Here is a 16,424-nt window from a genome sequence, read left to right on the forward strand (position 1 = left end):
GGGCGCTCAGAGGGTTCCGCCCCGCTCAATCCGGTAGCCGAGGTCAATACGCTGGTCGCTGATTGCCGCACCACCCAGGCGTGCAATCAGCTCTTCAGCGGCTCGCTGCCCGACCATCTCCCGCGGTGTAATCACGCTCGCCAGTGGCGGCACCATGACACGACCAACATCGTGACCATGGAAGCCGGCGATAGCGATCCGCTCCGGTACGGGGATGCCCCGGCGCTGGCACTCAAAGAACGCCCCTATGGCAACGTCATCATTCGTACAGAAGATGCCATCGGTGTCCGGATTCTCCTCCAGTATCCGCGCCATCAGGGTGGCGCCCACACTGAACGACGAACGCTGTTCACTGCGGAGGGTTACCGGTGCCAGCCCCTCTTCCTCCATGGCACGGTTATAGCCCTCCTGGCGCTGGAGGGTTCGGGCATCCAGCCGGACCGCGAGATAGACCACCCGCCGACGTCCGAGCCGGATCATTTCACGTACCATATCGTAGGCCGCACTGACGTTGTCGAACCCCACAGCCTGCTCAAACGGCGCCGTGTGCGTGTCCATGATTTCCACCGTCGGCACCCCGGCGGTCTGCAGCATCCTCAGGGTACGACCGGTATGCTGACTTTCCGACAGGATAACGCCATCCACGTTGTAGGACAGCAGCGAAGACAGACTGCGCTCCTCTATCTCGGGACTGTATCCGTAGTGGGCCAGCATCAGGTGATACCCCGCCGGCTCAGTGACCGACTCTACCCCCTTGATGACATCTGCAAAGACCTGGTTGGTCAGTGACGGCAACAACACACCGATTGCATGGCTGGTGGACTTGGAAAGCAGGTCCGGAGCACGGTTGGGGATATAGCCCAGCGCCTCTGCCTCGGCAAAGATTCGCTCCCGCATCGGTTCAGAGACATTGTCCGCGCCACGCAGGCACCGGCTGACAGTCATCTTGGTCGCTCCGACCCGGTCGGCAATATCCTGCAATGTGGGGCGTTTATTCTTTACCATCTACGACTCCAGACACGGCTAAAGTTGGCTATCATACCCGCAAGCAGACCCGCGAATCAGTTCCGGGAATCCTCGCCCCGCAGACCAAGCCCGGCAAGGCACTGCCTGATGATCTGCCCTGGCGCCACGGATACATCCACGACAATAGCGTTTTCATCAGGGCTCGGCTCCTCCAACAACTGAAACTGGCTCTCCAGCATGGCACGACCATTGAAGTAATGGTCTGTTCGCCTGGAATGCCGGGCCCAAATGGTTTCAAAATCACCCTTGAGGTAGATCAAACGCACCCCCGGATTGTGATCCAGAAGGCGCTCGCGGTAGCAACGCTTCAGCGCCGAGCAGGCCAGCACCAGGCCGCCCGCCTCCCACCGAATCAGCGCGGCGAGATCATCCAGCCAGCCCCGGCGGTCCTCATCGGTCAGCGGAATGCCCGCCGCCATTTTGTCTACATTGGCCCGACTGTGGTAATCGTCCGCATCGTAAAACCGAACCCCCAATTCGCTGGCAAGCATGGTACCGGCGAGACTCTTACCGCACCCGGACACCCCCATTACGATCACTTTTGGTGCCGTCATATCACTGCCACCATAGCGCCAGTTGGGGGAACGCAATCAGCAAACCAAGCGCCACTACCTGGAGAGCAATGAATGGCAGCAGAGCCCGAAAGATCTCACCCAGGGAAATGTCCTTCGGCGTCACCGTCTTGAGGTAGAAGGCCGCCGGTCCAAATGGAGGCGACAGGAAGGACACTTGCATGTTCATACAGAACACCACCCCGAACCAGATCGGGCTGTACCCCAGTTCCGTGACGATGGGCACAAAGATCGGCATGGTCAGCAGCGCGACGCCAACCCAGTCCAGGAACATGCCAAGTATGAGCAGGATCAACATCATGAAAAGGATGGTGCTCAGGCCATGGCCGCCACTGACGGCAAAGACCATGTCGCGGACGAAATCGATACCCCCCATGAGGTTGTAGACACCGACCAACGCGGTTGCACCAATCCCGATCCAGATAATCATGCCGCAGACCCGCAGCGTGCTGACGGTAGCCTTACGTACCATGGCCAGGGACAGCTCACCGCGAATCCAGGTACTGATGGCAATCCCCATGACACCCAGTGCCGACGCCTCTGTGACCGAGGCCACACCGCCATAGATACTACCCAACACCACAACCACCGAAAGCAGGGGAAACAACAATGCCTTAAAAAAGTTCGGCATTGGCGTTTCGGGCGCATCCTGATCCGAAGGCAGCGGTGCCATCTCCGGCTTCAGCCAGACACGTATCAGGACGTACCCCATGTAAAGCAGTGCCAGTATCAGTGCAGGCGCAAAGGCACCCTTGAACAGGTCGCCAATGGAGACATTAGCGGTCAGCCCGTAAATAATCAGTACGATACTGGGTGGCAGCATGGTACCGAGCGCCCCACCCGCACAGGTGGTGCCAATGGCCAGCTTGCGATCGTAGCCCAGGCGTAGCATCTGCGGCAGTGCCAGGATCCCCAGCAGTACCGTCTCGCCGCCAATGACGCCAGACATCGAGGCCAGGATTACCGCCACCACCAGAGTCTGTATCGCGACACCGCCCCGCAGTTTGCGACCCAGGCGAGCCATGGCGTCGAACAGGTCGCGGGCGATACCGGAATGATCCAGCAATGACGCCATCAGCACGAACATGGGCACTGCCAGGAAAACATAGTTGCCAATGAAGCTATACAAGCGGCTACTGACAATGGGTAACGCATCCGGGCCGAACCAGCCCAGGGCGAACACCAGGGCAACCAGACCCGTGGCAAATGCCAGCTGCATTCCGGTGAGCAGCAGGACAATCAGCATGACCAGCATCAACAGACTGCCATAACCAATACCGAGGGAAGCCAGTTCAAACATCAGACACCTCCCTTGCCACGGAGATCGCGCACCAGGTGCAGCAGGAACTGCAGCGTCATGACAGCGACTGCCACCAGAATGATCACTTTCAGGAACGCCGGGAACGGTGGGTTCCACGCCGAGCCGGACGTCTCAAGACGCCAGTCCCCCCAGGGTGCCAGCACCGCTTCTGTCGCCATCGACCAACTTGCGAAAAGCAGCATGCCACAAAAGGCGAGCCCCAGCAGATGATGAACAACCCGCAGCCAGCGCTGGGCACGGGGCGAGACTGCGTCATAGATCAGCACGATCCGGACATGGCGATCAGTGGCCAGGGCATACAACCCACCGAGGACAAACAGCGTGGCGCCGGCGAAGGTCACGGTTTCGTGCACCCAGAGTGTCGGCGCATCGAATACATAGCGGCGAATGATTTCGTAGAAAGACACCAGAACAATCACCGCGAACACCAGGCTCAGTTTCTTGCCAAGCCAGACAATGCCCCTGTCCAGCGAGGTGAACCCCACATCCTCGTCCTTTTCAGGCAGGACAATCTCCCGATCGGGATCATCACCCCGACCGGATGCATTATTTTCAACAGACATAATGAACTCCTCGCTCCGGGCCCCGACAGGGTGCCCGGAGGCTGATATCGAGGGAACCTGCTACTCAGAGGAGGCCCTGAGACTCCAGGTATTTGGTGACCGACTGGTACACCTTGCCGGCATTGGGGGACTGCTCTGCGTAGACCTTCCATTGATCGCGGGCAATAGCACGGAACTTGCGGCGCTCCTCGGCAGACCAGTCGTGGATGGTAATCTCCGGATTCGCACGGGCCTCATTGACGGCCTCCCGATCAGCCATTGCCAATTGGGTGCTAATGTCCTGCGCAAAGTCCCTGGCGGACACCGTCATAATGGCCTGGATGTCTTCTGGCAGTTTCTCCCACGCCTTAAGCCCCATGGCAATTTCCAGCAGGGGCAACGAATGAAACCCGGGATTGACAGGATGTGAGGCAATGTCATTCAGGCCGGCCTCATGGTTGGTTGAGAACACCGTGTAGTCGGCTGCGTCAATCACGCCCTTGCTCAATGCGGTATAGACCTCGGAGCCGGGCAGGTTGACCGGCGAAGCACCGGCCGCGGCAAAGACCGACTGCACCAGCCCTTCGGGCGCACGCATTTTCAGCCCCTTGAGATCCGCCACCCCGTCAAGCGGCTTTTTTGACACGAACGACTCAAGCCCGGTACCACCGCCACCAATAAATTTGACGCCGTACGGTTCATACAGCTCATTCATCAGCTCATAACCGCCGCCGTAGTTGATGTAGTCAATAAGCTGGTCAGGGCTGGACCAGGCACCCACGGTATTGCCAATCAGTCCGAATGCCGGATCCTTACCGGAAAAGTATCCGGTGACCGAAATGTGGCCGTCCAACACCCCCATTTTCATGGCTCCCAGGGTCTCGGTGTGGCTGACGACACTGCCAACCGGCAGCAAGTCGATCTCCACACGACCACCGGTCATGGTCTCCACACGATCGGCCCAGGCCTGTTGAATCTTGAAATTTTTGACACCGGCAGGGTCTGAAGACTGGAACTTGAAGGTGAAATCGGCAGCAAAGGCATTAAACGCAAGCGTGGCCAGAAATACGCCAATAGCGTGTCTTGTCGGAAACATATTGGAATCTCCTGATTGTTTTTGTGCCGGCATATGTTACCGGTAACATAAGCGAGTTTATTGGATTTGAAAAGCGCTGACAAGGATGTGTTGGAGAGCACTTGGAGAATACCTGAAGAGTACTTGGGAAGAAGAACGGGAGGCAGAAAGAAAAAACCGGCCTGCCATAAGACAGGCCGGTGAAACGTCAGGGTTTGCGACGTGCTAAAACCTGAGAACTCACTCAGGGTGACGCCAGGGATGTCCGGATCCCCAGCGTCAGAGATGTGACACCAGGCTATCCCGAAAGTTCCAGAATCGATCAAAAATTAATCAGGCAGAACGCCATCCAACGCTTCTGACTGACGATTCGACCTCACGGGCTTCCGGCAGTTGTGGGCGGTACTGCTCTCTCAGCGCCATGACCCTTTCCCGGTAGGCCGGTGTCAGGTAGGGAATTTCCAGGGTCAGCACCTGGTAGATTCCCTGCTTGAGCTCCGTCAGCGTGAGATTGGCGGATTCCTCGCAGGCATGGGCTGTTTTCAGGAACGCCATCCAGTTGGTGATAACCAGCCAGACGTTCAGCGACATGGCCGAACGCAATTCTTCCGATTGGGGTTCGATGATGCCCGCGTCCGCCATCTTCTCGAAGATCCGGCTGATGGCGTCCAGGCAACGCTCGGTGAACTCCCGGTAATCCTGGCGTAGCCGCCGGTCACCATCCAGCAGATGTTCCAGGTCGCGATGGAAAAACCGGTAACTCCAGAGCCCGTCAAAGACGGATTCCAGATAAAACATCATGTCATCCAGAGTCAGCGGCCGATCCTCTGGAATATCCAGGTAATAATCCACCAGCTTTTCATATTCCAGGAAGATCTCGTAAATGATGTCCGACTTGTTGCGGAAATGGTAATAGAGGTTACCCGGAGATATGGCCAGATGCGCAGCAATGTGATTGGTGGTGACATTTCGCTCACCCCGCTCGTTAAATAGCTCCAGGCTGGATAGCAGGATCTTGTCTCTGGTTTTCATAGGTTCAGCAAGCTTTGTTGTTGTGTGACCGGCGGATGGCCTGATCCGCCATCCGGCTTTCCTTGACTACCTAGAGTATATACTCTAATAATACCATCAAGCGCAAATTGAGCATTTTTTCGCCACCACTCAAACAACAACAGGGCGCCCGGAATGCATCCGGCGACCCGAGGGGAGAGTTCCATGGGAGCCAGCGTCGTCCAGCTTACCGAAAGTAAGAAGCAAATCCAGCACACGCATCGTGTATTCGAAGATCAGAAAAAGGCATTTCGCAACAACTCAATGCCCTCACTGACCGAGCGTCAGGAAAACCTGAAGCGGCTGAAGCGGGCGCTACTGAGCAACCAGGACAAGCTGACCGACGCCATTGACCGGGATTTCAGTTGCCGCTCGAAGGACGAATCGCTGATTGCTGAAATCATGCCGTCCATTCAGGGCATCAATTACACCCTGAAAAACCTCGGTGGCTGGATGAAGCCCTCGAAACGTCATGTCTCGGTGCTGTTCCAGCCCGCCAGCAATAAGGTCCACTACCAGCCCAAAGGCGTGGTCGGCGTTATTGTGCCCTGGAACTACCCGCTGTATCTGGCTGTCGGGCCTCTGGTCGCCTCACTGGCCGCGGGTAACCGCACCATGATCAAGATGTCAGAGTTCACTCCGCATACCTCCGCCCTGTTCAAGGAGATCATTGAGGCTACCTTCCCCGGGGACCTGGTATCGGTGATCACCGGAGAGGCGGATGTTGCCGCGGATTTCTCCAGCCGCCCCTTTGACCACCTGCTGTTCACCGGCTCCACTTCCGTGGGCAAGCTGGTGATGCGTGCAGCCTCGGAGAACCTGACACCGGTTACCCTGGAACTGGGCGGCAAGTCCCCTGCGATTGTCTCCTCCGATGTTCCCATGGAGGATGCCGCCCAGCGCATTGCGTTCGGCAAGGCCTTCAATGCCGGCCAGACCTGTGTGGCACCGGATTACGTGCTCTGTCCGGCGGACCGGGTGCAGGCCTTTGTGGACGAATTTCGCGCCCGCTTTGCCGAAATGTACCCCAGCCTGCGGGACAACGACGACTACACCGCCATTATCAATGAACGCCAATACGAGCGGTTGCAGGGTTATCTGGACGACGCCCGGGAAAAAGGCGCCGAGATCGTCGAGCTCAACCCGGCACGGGAAAACCTCAAGGACGGCACCCGCAAGATTCCTCTGACCCTGGTTCTGAAGACTACCCCGGACATGAAGGTGATGCAGGACGAGATTTTTGGACCGATTCTGCCGGTCGTCGGTTACGGTGGCCTGGACGAAGCCATCCACTACATCAACGATCGCCCTCGCCCACTCGCCCTGTACTTCTTTGGCTATGACCGTTCCATGCAGCAACAGGTGGTGGACAACACCCACTCCGGCGGCATGTGCATCAATGACGCGTTGATGCACGTGGCGCAGGACGACCTGCCATTCGGCGGCATTGGTGATTCCGGTATGGGGCATTACCACGGCAAGGAAGGCTTCCTGACGCTGTCCCATCACCGCGCGATCTTCAGCAAACAGAAGTTCAACAGCGGCAAATACGTCTACGCACCCCACGGCACTACTGCCCACAAGATGGTCTACAAGTTATTCATCCGCTGATCCACACCCGGGCCGGCTAACACCGGCCCGCTTCCAGCGCTTGCGACGAAAACAACAAGAGGACCCACCATGTCCCATCTCCCACACGATCAGGAATCCCCTTCCACCATCGACCGACGCAGCTTTCTGCGGGCCGGACTGGGGGGCACTCTGTTCCTCGGCACCGTCAGTGTCACGGCGGGCCTCAGTGGCTGCGCAACCGCACCGGCGGGTCGCCTGGATGCGGCCGATACCCCCGTCGATGAGGGCTATCGGTTCCAGTTTCTCACCCGCGATGACATCGAACTGTTCCAGGCCCTGCTGCCAGCCATTGTCGGGCCGGCCCTGATGGAAGAGCCGGAGCCAAGGCGACAGGCGATTGCCGGCACCATCGAACGGATTGATCAGGGCATTGTCCAGTTCGGCCCGGCCAACCAGCAGGAGCTGCGCAAACTGTTTGATCTGCTCAACTTCGGCCTGACGCGGGTCACGGTTGCCCGGGTCTGGTCCAGCTGGCCCAACGCCACCACCGCCGAGGTGGACGCCTTTCTGGAACGCTGGCGCACCAGCGGTATTGGTCTGCTCAACAATGGCTACATCGCCCTGACCAAAATCAGCAACGTGGCGTTTTACGGCCACCCCCAGCACTGGCACCTGTCGGGCTACCCGGGGCCACCACCATGGGCCATGCAAGCCCTGCCCCAGTTCAACAACGCCTGATTCTGCCGCCCGCTGATTACGGAGATTTCCATGTCGTTAACCGATCGCATTGCCAAGGGCCTTGAGGCCGGCTGGAAAGTCACAGACGCCAGCACCCTGACAGACAACCAGACCCATGAAGCAGACGTCGTGATCATTGGCACCGGCGCTGGTGGCGGCACCACCGCCGAAATCCTGGCCCGCGCCGGGCTGTCCGTCATCCTCGTGGAAGAAGGGAGGCTTTATTACCAGAAAGATTTCAAGATGGACGAGCTGACCGCCTATGCCTCGCTGTATCAGGAAGGCATGAGCCGGGTCACCAAAGACGGGGCCATTGCCATCCTCCAGGGACGCTGTGTCGGCGGGTCAACCACCGTCAACTGGACCTCAAGCTTCCGCACCCCGGAACCCACCCTGAGCTACTGGGCCGACAACTTCGGGCTTGAGAATCTCAGGCCGGAGGCAATGAAGCCATGGTTCGATGGCCGCGAAGAGCGGCATACTGTCTCACCATGGCTGACCGATCCCAATGTCAACAACGACATTCTGCGCCAGGGCTGTGACAAACTGGGCTATTCCTGGAACGTGATCCCCCGCAACGTCAAGGGTTGCTGGAACCTGGGCTACTGTGGCGTCGGCTGTCCCACCAATGCCAAGCAAGGTGCCCTGACCACGACCATCCCGGGCGCACTGGATAACGAAGCCCGTTTGTTCCATGGCCTGCGCGCCGACAAGCTGGTCATGAAGCAGGACCGGATCGATCACCTGGTGGCCTCCGCCATGTCCGCGGATACCGTGACGCCTTCCGGCGTGAAGGTCCACCTGAAAGCCCGACACTTTGTGGTGGCCGCCAGCGCCATTGGCTCGCCTGGCCTGTTGCTGCGCTCAGACATTCCCGACCCCCACCATCGTATCGGCAAGCGCTCGTTCATCCATCCGGTGAACGCCACCGTTGCGCGTATGCCGGAGAAAGTCGATCCGTTTTACGGTGCTCCCCAGTCGATTTACTCAGACGAGTTCAACTTCCGCGAGGGCGTGGATGGCCCAGCCGGCTACAAGCTGGAAGTCCCACCGCTGCACCCGGCAATGTCCAGCGGCGTCGTACCGGGCCATGGCGAAGAGCAACGGGACAACCTCAAGCAATTACCCTGGATGCAGTCGGTTATTGCCCTGCTGAGGGATGGCTTCCATCCGGACAGCCCCGGCGGAACCGTCAGCCTGCGGGACGACGGCAGCCCGGTGCTCGACTATCCGGTGACCGATTACCTCTGGGACGGCTTGCGCCGGGCCTTCCATACCATGGCAGAAATCCAGTTTGCTGCCGGCGCCGAGCAGGTCCGCCTTATGCACCTGGATTCTCCCTGGTTCAACAGCTGGTCAGAGGCCAGGGCCGCTATCGACGAGCTGCCCATGGAGCTGCATCGCGTGCGGCTGTTCACTGCTCACCAGATGGGCGGTTGTGGCATGGGTGAAAACCCGCAACAATCGGTGGTTAACGGTTTCGGCGAGCACCACCACGTCAGCAACCTGAGCATCCATGATGCATCCATCTTCCCCACCAGTATCGGCGCCAATCCCCAGCTGTCGGTGTATGCCCTGGCCGCCAGGAACAGCACCCGGCTGGCCGGCAAGCTGAAAGGCTGACAAAGCAGTAAGTGCCCGGGTATGCTATGGGCTTCTGAACCGAGGAGCAGTGCATGCCTAAAGTTATCTACCCGGGCACCTTTGACCCTATCACCAATGGCCACACCGACCTGATTGAACGGGCAGGCCGCATGTTTGACGAAATCGTTGTTGCGATCGCCTACAATCCGAAGAAGCAGCCACTGCTGGATCTGGAGGAACGCTGCGAACTGGTCCGGAAAGCCACCGCCCACATCCCCAACGTCAGTGTCACCGGCTTCAGTAACCTGTTGGCGGACTTTGTCCGCGAACAGAATGCAACGGTGATTCTACGGGGGCTGCGCGCGGTCTCCGATTTTGAGTACGAATTCCAGTTGGCTGACATGAATCGCCGCCTGGCCCCGGAAGTGGAAAGCGTGTTCCTGACACCGGCAAATCACCTGTCCTACATTTCCTCCACCCTGATCCGTGAGATCGCGTCTCTGGGCGGTGATGTATCGGAATTCGTCGATCCCGCCGTTGAGGCGGCCTTGCAACAGAAGTTCCGTCAGTCCTGATGTAATTGGCCCCGATGATTAGACGCGTTGCCGCCTCAGAATAGGGGCGGTAACGGTATCACTGTGCCGTTGACGTCGACCGACAGGTCCTTCAGCTGCGCGGACATGGTCAAATGATCACCGCTCCGGGTCATCATCCCTTCCTTGATCAATGGCGCCAGTTGCATCATCAGCTCCGGATGGTTCTCGGCAAGCGCCAGGGGCAGGCTCAACTTCATGTGCCCGGTCAATCGCTGCATGACCATCAGCATCTGCGAGCGCTCCTGATCCGACAGGGTCGGGTGCTCAACCATCAACTCGCCGTTTACCTCCCCGTCCGGTGTCACCAGGCTGATATCCGGGAAACCGAAGCTGAACCCTTCAGCCGCCAGATCCAACAGCGCGCCGCTGAGTCGGTTCATACTGGCCATCTGCTGCTCAAACGCAGCCGGTGATCCGGCCTGGTTATCCAGGGCAGCAACCTGCATGTCGGTCATCGCGCCGGTCAACTCGCTCCAGCTATCCACATCCAGACCATTCATCACGAACGCCACCCGCTGGGGCCCGAAGCTTTCACCGTCTGAAGTCACTGTGTCCAGGGTGGCCACGGTTTCAGAATTCACACTGCGGTCATTGTCCGTTGGCCAGGTCCTGCTGGTCATCCGGAAGCCCTCCATCCGTAGCGGGGCCTGCCCCGCGGACAGGAACTCCACAGACTGAAGGTCTGCCTCCCCCTCGCCGGTCCAGACCTCGCCACGCAGGTGGTGCAGCGTCTGCTCCAACTGGAAATCCTGCAGGCGGATCTGCAGATCCGGGGTGTCGAGTACCATCCCCGGCCACACCATCACAATATCAGCCTCGGTGCCGTTGCTGCCGATATCGACCCGACCAAACCCGCCGGACATGTTCAGGGATTCTCCGCTGTCGTCGTTGGTGACCGATAGCGCCGGCACCGTCAACTCAGCAATGGCGGTTCCCCAGAGCCGGGTTTCCAGGGTCAGCCTCGGTTTTTCATCCGGGAAAAGGCCTGCAGCCTCCTCAGGCACACCGGAGAGCGGCACGAAGTCCAACAAGCTACCGGTAACCCCATGGGAGACTCTCGCTTCATACTCAATCTGATGTACGTCTTCACTGGCGGGATCTTCAAACGTCACTGTGCCCTCAAAACGGGCGCTGAGATAACCTCGGCGGTAATCCCGGGTCTCCAGCCGCACAAACGGCTGTTTCGCATTGACTTCCGAGGTCACCTCCTGCCACTGCTGCTCAGTGACCAGGCCCACACCCCAGGGAGCTACGGCGCCAACCACCAGTACAACGCCGCCCACAATCATCCATGTCTTTTTCACTGATTTCTCCGTAACAAACTGCTTATTATTGTCCGGTCAGACGCTCCAGCAACACCAGCTGGGATGCCAGTCGATCTTCCCCATCCGCCGGTTGATTCTGTAGGTAACTGCCATCCGGCTGCAAGACCCAGGACTGACAGTTATCCGCCAAATAGGTATCCAGATCCTCCCGGACCCGGGCAATCAGGCTGGGATCCTCGATGGGAAACGCCGTTTCCACCCGGCTTAACAGATTGCGTTCCATGCCATCCGCACTGGAGCAATAGACATCCGGACGACCGTTGTTGCCGAAGTAATAGACCCGGGTATGTTCCAGGAAGCGGCCGATAATGGACCGTACCCGGATATTCTCGGAAAGCCCGGGCACTTCCGGCCGCAGGCAACAGATACCGCGAATGATCAGGTCAATTTTCACCCCGGCCTGGGACGCCCGGTACAATGACTTGATCAGTTGAGGCTCGGTCAGGGCATTGAACTTGAAGATGATCCTGCCGTTCTGGCCGTAACCCGCCTCCCGGTCGATCAGGCTCAACAATCGGCTGTGGAGGGTAAACGGTGCGTGGAACAGTTTCTTGATCTTCAGCGCCTTGCCCATCCCGGTCAGCTGCTGGAACAGTTTGTTGACGTCGTCACCAATGGACTCGTCGCAGGTCATGAAACTGTAATCCGTGTACAGGCGGGCATTACCGGCGTGGTAGTTGCCCGTCCCCAAATGGACATAGCGCCTGAGCCGCCCCTCTTCCCGGCGCACGATGAGGATCATCTTGGCGTGGGTTTTATAGCCAACCACCCCGTAGACGACGATCACCCCCGCCTCCTGCAGGCGGCTGGCCAGTTCCAGGTTTTCCGCTTCACTAAAACGGGCACGCAATTCGATCACCGCAGTGACTTCCTTTCCGCGCCGGGCGGCATCCGCCAGTGCCTCCACGATTTCGGAGTCGGCCCCGGTGCGGTACAGCGTCTGACGAATAGCCAACACCTGAGGGTCCTTGGCCGCCTGTCGCAACAGATCGGTGACCGGGCTGAAATTCTGATAAGGGTGCAACAGCAGGATCGGGCGCTTGCGAATGGCGTCGAACATGGACTCCTTGCTGCGGATCTGACGCGGAATGGACGGCGAAAATCCGGAATAGGTCAGGTCCTGTCGATCCACGAGTCCGCCGACTGCCATTAACCGGGTCAGGTTGACCGGACCGTGCACCTGATAGAGATCACGCTCGGTGAGTCCGAATTCCCGCAACAGGAAGTGGACCAGTTCCTCCGGACAGTTGTCAGCCACCTCCAGGCGCACACCATCGCCAAAGCGGCGACTGAGCAGCTCACCACGCAGCGCCGAGGCGAGATCTTCCAGATCGTCCTCCAGCTCCAGGTCGGCGTTACGGGTCAGGCGGAACTGGTAGCAACCCTTGACTTCCATGCCCGGGAACAGCTCATCGGCATGGGCGTGGATCATCGAGGACAGGAACACCAGGTTATCACCACCCTCGCAGACATCATCGGGCAGCCGCACCAGCCGCGGCAGGGAACGCGGTGCCGGCACGATTGCCATGCCGGTCTCGCGGCCAAAGGCATCCTTGCCATCCAGTTCGACAATGAAGTTCAGGCTCTTGTTGACCAGTCGCGGGAACGGATGGGAAGGATCCAGCCCGATCGGGCTGACCACCGGCAGGATTTCTTCCTCGAAATAGCTGCGCACCCATTCGGCCTGGGCCGGTGTCCATTCCCGGCGCCGGACAAAATGGATATTCTCCTGTTCCATTTCAGGAATCAGCACATTATTGAGGATGTCGTACTGCTCACGAATGTATTCATGGGCCACACGACTGATTTCAGTCAGGACCTGTTCAGGCATCAGGCCATCGGAACCCACGGTCTCCCGGCCGTACTTCATCTGCTGGCGCAGACCGGCGACCCGGATTTCGAAGAATTCATCCATGTTGCTGCTGAAGATACAGCAGAAAATCAGGCGGTTGATCAGAGGATGAGTGGTGTCCAGAGCCTGCTTGAGCACCCGGTAATTGAACTGCAGCTGGCTGAGCTCCCGATTGAAGAAGTTGTCAGTTGCGCCCAGATCAACATCCTGAGCGACAGTCGGTACTTCAACCGGAGCCGGAACGCTCTGCACTTCGGCTTCGCCCAGTTTTTCAACAGATCCACTACTCATAACTCATCAATTCCAATGTGATGGGCTCCTTCCTCCGCTCTGGGAGTGGTTTTCCGGAGCCCGTGATTCAGTTATCAACGTTGCCCGTGTGGCTGCTTCAACAGACGCGCAGCCCGGACTGCAAAATACGTCAGGATGGCATCTGCGCCGGCACGTCGCATGGCCGTCAGGCTCTCCATCATCACCGCATCGCCATCCAGCCAGCCATTTTCAGCGGCCGCCATGTGCATGGCATACTCACCGCTGACCTGGTACACAAAGGTCGGCACCTGCAGTTCATGTTTGACGCGATGAACGATATCCAGGTACGGCATGCCCGGCTTGATCATCACCATGTCCGCACCTTCCGCCAGATCCATCGAGACTTCATGCAGTGCCTCGTCGCTGTTGGCCGGGTCCATCTGATAGGTTGCCTTGTCCCCCTTACCAAGGTTGTCCGCTGATCCGACAGCATCCCGGAACGGACCGTAATAGGCAGAAGCATACTTGGCAGAATAGGCCAGAATGCGAGTATTTACATACCCCGCCGACTCCAGGGCATTCCGGATGGCCGCCACGCGACCGTCCATCATATCCGAGGGCGCAACAATATCCGCTCCCGCATCGGCATGGGACAACGCCTGATTGACCAGTGCTTCAATGGTCACGTCGTTGAGCACATAACCGTCGTTATCAACAATACCGTCCTGCCCATGGGTAGTGAACGGGTCGAGCGCCACATCGGTGATTACCCCCAACCCGGGGTGTGCTTTTTTCAAGGCCCGGACCGCGCGCTGAGCCAGGCCGTCGGAGTTCCAGGCACCGGAACCAGAGGAGTTCTTCTGCTCAGCCTCAACAACCGGGAACAGTGCAACAGCGGGAATGCCCAGTTCAACCAACTCAGCTGCCTGCTCCACCAACAGATCAATACTCAGGCGCTCCACTCCCGGCATGGACGGCACCGGCTCCCTCTTGCCCTCACCCTCCAGCACGAACACCGGGTAAATCAGGTTATCAACGCTGAGCTGATGCTCCCGCACCAGACGTCGGGAAAAATCATCCGCCCGATTACGACGTAAGCGGGTAACAGGGAATACACGACTTGTTGAACGCACGAAGCACCTCCTGGGTGGCGAGTAGGACACAAACCACACACCGACCGGACAATCCGGTCGGTCCGTTCCCTCATCATACACGCCCTCACAACACGGGGGCAGGCTCCGGTTGGGCCCTTTTTACATGGATTGCAGGAGTTTACCGACGTGGTATGACTGTATGATTACTGCAGGGAGTCCAGGGCACTGGCCCGCACTCGCTCCGTACCGGTGAAATAGCGATCCCGCAAGACTTCGATGGCGGTCTCCCTCTCCGGCGCAGCCAGGCCGGCACGTTCCAGTGCCTGACGTTCCTGGCGGTATGCCTGCCAGCGCTGTTCCCAGTCCCTTTGCCGCGCCTCCACTTCCGCCAGTTGCTGCGCGATCTCGACGCCGAAGGCATCCTCGCGCCAGGCCCTCAGGGCCTCGGGATTACCGGCAAACTCCTGTCGTGCCTGCTCATACTCCGCAAAGCGCCGGGTAGTTTCACGGGCCCGCCGTAGCGGGGCGGGTAACGCCTGCTCAGCCAATGCCAGGGCCTGTGTTCGCTGCTGTTCAGTCAAGGTGTCATCGAGGGCAATACGACGCTGCTCCAACTGGAAACGGTCCACCGCCTCCTCACGGGCAAAGAAAGCCTCGGCGGTATCGGCATCCAGCCAGGCCCGCCGCAATCCCTGAATCTCCCTCATGCGACGTTCGGTCTCCTTCAGACCAGCCGCCGGACCTTCGTCATAGGACGCCTCCAGATCCCCCAGCGCAAGCTTGTAATCCAGGTAGTTCCCCAGAATATTCAGCGCCTCCGAGCGGGCCGGTTCACCCAATGCCTCCAATTCCAGCTCAATCCGCGCCACCAGCTGTCGCAGGGGTTCCTCCCCCAGCGCAGACAGATAGTACTCAAATAATTGACGCAACGACGGCGTTGGTATCAGATTGCCGTTGCCGTCCACCCTGGCCCAGCCTGATGGAGCGGACGTTCCACTCAGCGAAGCCGGGAAAGTGTCGGGAATCACTGTCGCATTCGACTGACCGACCCACTGTGAAGGTGGAGCGGCATCATCTGAAGCGGTGGCCCCGGGCAACTGATCTGCCTGTCGATGGCTGACTGGCGGAGCCGGCTCAGGATCGGTCCCGGCACCGGGAAGTGCACGCGCAAAGATGGCTATGGCTGCTATGATCAATAACATAGCCGTTGCCAGCCAGGAGAGAACTTTCATAATGTACAGGTTCTTGTTGGAGTTATGGATCAGCCACTTACAGGCACGGCTGCTGGTGAAAGGACCCAGAATAGAGCAATGATCGAAGGCACGCTGAGACAGCGTTCAAAAACAGACCCACAGCCAAAGGCTGTGGGTCTGGCATATCAGAGGGATCGGTTATTGAAGCCGACATCCACCTTGCGGGAAGGATCGGAACGGAACGATGTGTCCACTTCCTGGATTTGCCCACCCTGGCTCAGGAACGCCTCAATATCCGCCTGTAACTGTGCACGCACCCGGGCACGACCAGCAACAGAGTGGTTATCTTCACTGTCGCTGCTCCAGCCTCCGGATTGCTCCACGTTGCTTTCGTCGAATTCACTCATGACCTTTATCTCCATCAACGAAAACAAAACTACGAGCGCACCTGACCCGGCTTGGGAGGGCCGCTCCACCTCGGCAACAGCCGACCGATCGGTGTGCCTTGGCGTCTTTATAATCCGCTTTTTCAGTCAACGCCATTTACAGGCAACAATTTTTTTGTAATTTTTTGTAATTTAAAATAGTTGCTTGATTTTAAAAGATAAACGACAAACACAACCGGCTCTCGC

Annotated in this window: 15 protein-coding genes; 4 read left to right on the forward strand and 11 right to left on the reverse strand. The window is 58.5% G+C overall.

The window, feature by feature from the left end; genetic code table 11:
- Nucleotides 1–6: 6 nt before the first annotated feature.
- The 6 genes from EHN06_RS18315 to EHN06_RS18340 form a co-directional block, all read right to left on the reverse strand.
- Nucleotides 7–1,005 carry a substrate-binding domain-containing protein gene (locus EHN06_RS18315; RefSeq protein WP_127333926.1) on the reverse strand — a complete coding sequence of 333 codons (999 nt, stop codon included), beginning with the start codon at nt 1,003–1,005 and terminating at the stop codon, nt 7–9.
- A 56-nt stretch (nt 1,006–1,061) separates the two neighbouring features.
- Complete coding sequence (locus tag EHN06_RS18320) at nt 1,062–1,580, reverse strand: gluconokinase (RefSeq protein ID WP_127333927.1); 519 nt, start codon at nt 1,578–1,580, stop codon at nt 1,062–1,064.
- Between the two features lies 1 nt (nt 1,581).
- Complete coding sequence (locus EHN06_RS18325) at nt 1,582–2,898, reverse strand: TRAP transporter large permease (protein WP_127333928.1); 1,317 nt, start codon at nt 2,896–2,898, stop codon at nt 1,582–1,584.
- A complete protein-coding gene (locus tag EHN06_RS18330) occupies nt 2,898–3,482 on the reverse strand; it encodes a TRAP transporter small permease subunit (RefSeq protein WP_228257349.1) in 585 nt (194 codons plus the stop codon). The genes EHN06_RS18325 and EHN06_RS18330 overlap by 1 nt, the downstream gene beginning before the upstream one ends.
- Before the next feature lie 64 nt (nt 3,483–3,546).
- Nucleotides 3,547–4,557: a TRAP transporter substrate-binding protein gene (locus EHN06_RS18335; protein WP_127333929.1), complete on the reverse strand. Its 1,011-nt coding sequence runs from the start codon at nt 4,555–4,557 to the stop codon at nt 3,547–3,549.
- Between the two features lie 312 nt (nt 4,558–4,869).
- On the reverse strand, nt 4,870–5,568 hold the full coding sequence (locus tag EHN06_RS18340) for a TetR/AcrR family transcriptional regulator (RefSeq protein WP_127333930.1): 699 nt from the start codon (nt 5,566–5,568) through the stop codon (nt 4,870–4,872).
- 183 nt (nt 5,569–5,751) lie between these two features.
- Here EHN06_RS18340 and EHN06_RS18345 point away from each other — a divergent pair, with 183 nt between their 5' ends.
- The 4 genes from EHN06_RS18345 (at nt 5,752) to coaD (ending at nt 10,055) form a co-directional block, all read left to right on the forward strand.
- A complete protein-coding gene (locus tag EHN06_RS18345; RefSeq protein WP_127333931.1) occupies nt 5,752–7,197 on the forward strand; it encodes a coniferyl aldehyde dehydrogenase in 1,446 nt (481 codons plus the stop codon).
- A 69-nt stretch (nt 7,198–7,266) separates the two neighbouring features.
- Nucleotides 7,267–7,896 (forward strand): hypothetical protein, encoded by a 630-nt coding sequence (locus EHN06_RS18350; RefSeq protein WP_127333932.1) that lies wholly within the window; start codon nt 7,267–7,269, stop codon nt 7,894–7,896.
- A 30-nt stretch (nt 7,897–7,926) separates the two neighbouring features.
- Nucleotides 7,927–9,519, forward strand: a complete 1,593-nt coding sequence (locus tag EHN06_RS18355) for a GMC family oxidoreductase (protein WP_127333933.1) — start codon at nt 7,927–7,929, stop codon at nt 9,517–9,519.
- 53 nt (nt 9,520–9,572) lie between these two features.
- Nucleotides 9,573–10,055, forward strand: coding sequence for a pantetheine-phosphate adenylyltransferase (gene coaD / locus EHN06_RS18360; RefSeq protein WP_127333934.1), 483 nt, complete (start codon nt 9,573–9,575; stop codon nt 10,053–10,055).
- A gap of 35 nt (nt 10,056–10,090) precedes the next feature.
- On the opposite strand, the gene EHN06_RS18365 is transcribed toward coaD, so the two are convergent.
- From EHN06_RS18365 to EHN06_RS18385, 5 genes are all read right to left on the reverse strand, one after another.
- Entirely contained in the window at nt 10,091–11,380 is a 1,290-nt protein-coding gene (locus EHN06_RS18365) for a DUF945 family protein (RefSeq protein ID WP_228257350.1), read from the reverse strand.
- A gap of 25 nt (nt 11,381–11,405) precedes the next feature.
- On the reverse strand, nt 11,406–13,544 hold the full coding sequence (ppk1, locus tag EHN06_RS18370) for a polyphosphate kinase 1 (RefSeq protein WP_127333935.1): 2,139 nt from the start codon (nt 13,542–13,544) through the stop codon (nt 11,406–11,408).
- Nucleotides 13,545–13,618: 74 nt separating this feature from the next.
- The gene (gene hemB / locus EHN06_RS18375; protein ID WP_127333936.1) at nt 13,619–14,638 is read right to left on the reverse strand and encodes a porphobilinogen synthase; all 1,020 of its coding nucleotides are present in this window, start codon (nt 14,636–14,638) and stop codon (nt 13,619–13,621) included.
- Between the two features lie 164 nt (nt 14,639–14,802).
- On the reverse strand, nt 14,803–15,831 hold the full coding sequence (locus EHN06_RS18380; RefSeq protein WP_228257351.1) for a lipase secretion chaperone: 1,029 nt from the start codon (nt 15,829–15,831) through the stop codon (nt 14,803–14,805).
- A gap of 146 nt (nt 15,832–15,977) precedes the next feature.
- Nucleotides 15,978–16,199, reverse strand: coding sequence for a hypothetical protein (locus EHN06_RS18385; protein WP_127333937.1), 222 nt, complete (start codon nt 16,197–16,199; stop codon nt 15,978–15,980).
- Nucleotides 16,200–16,424 lie beyond the last annotated feature (225 nt).

Origin of the sequence: Marinobacter sp. NP-4(2019), from assembly GCF_003994855.1 — a bacterium.
In the GTDB taxonomy this organism is placed as follows: domain Bacteria; phylum Pseudomonadota; class Gammaproteobacteria; order Pseudomonadales; family Oleiphilaceae; genus Marinobacter.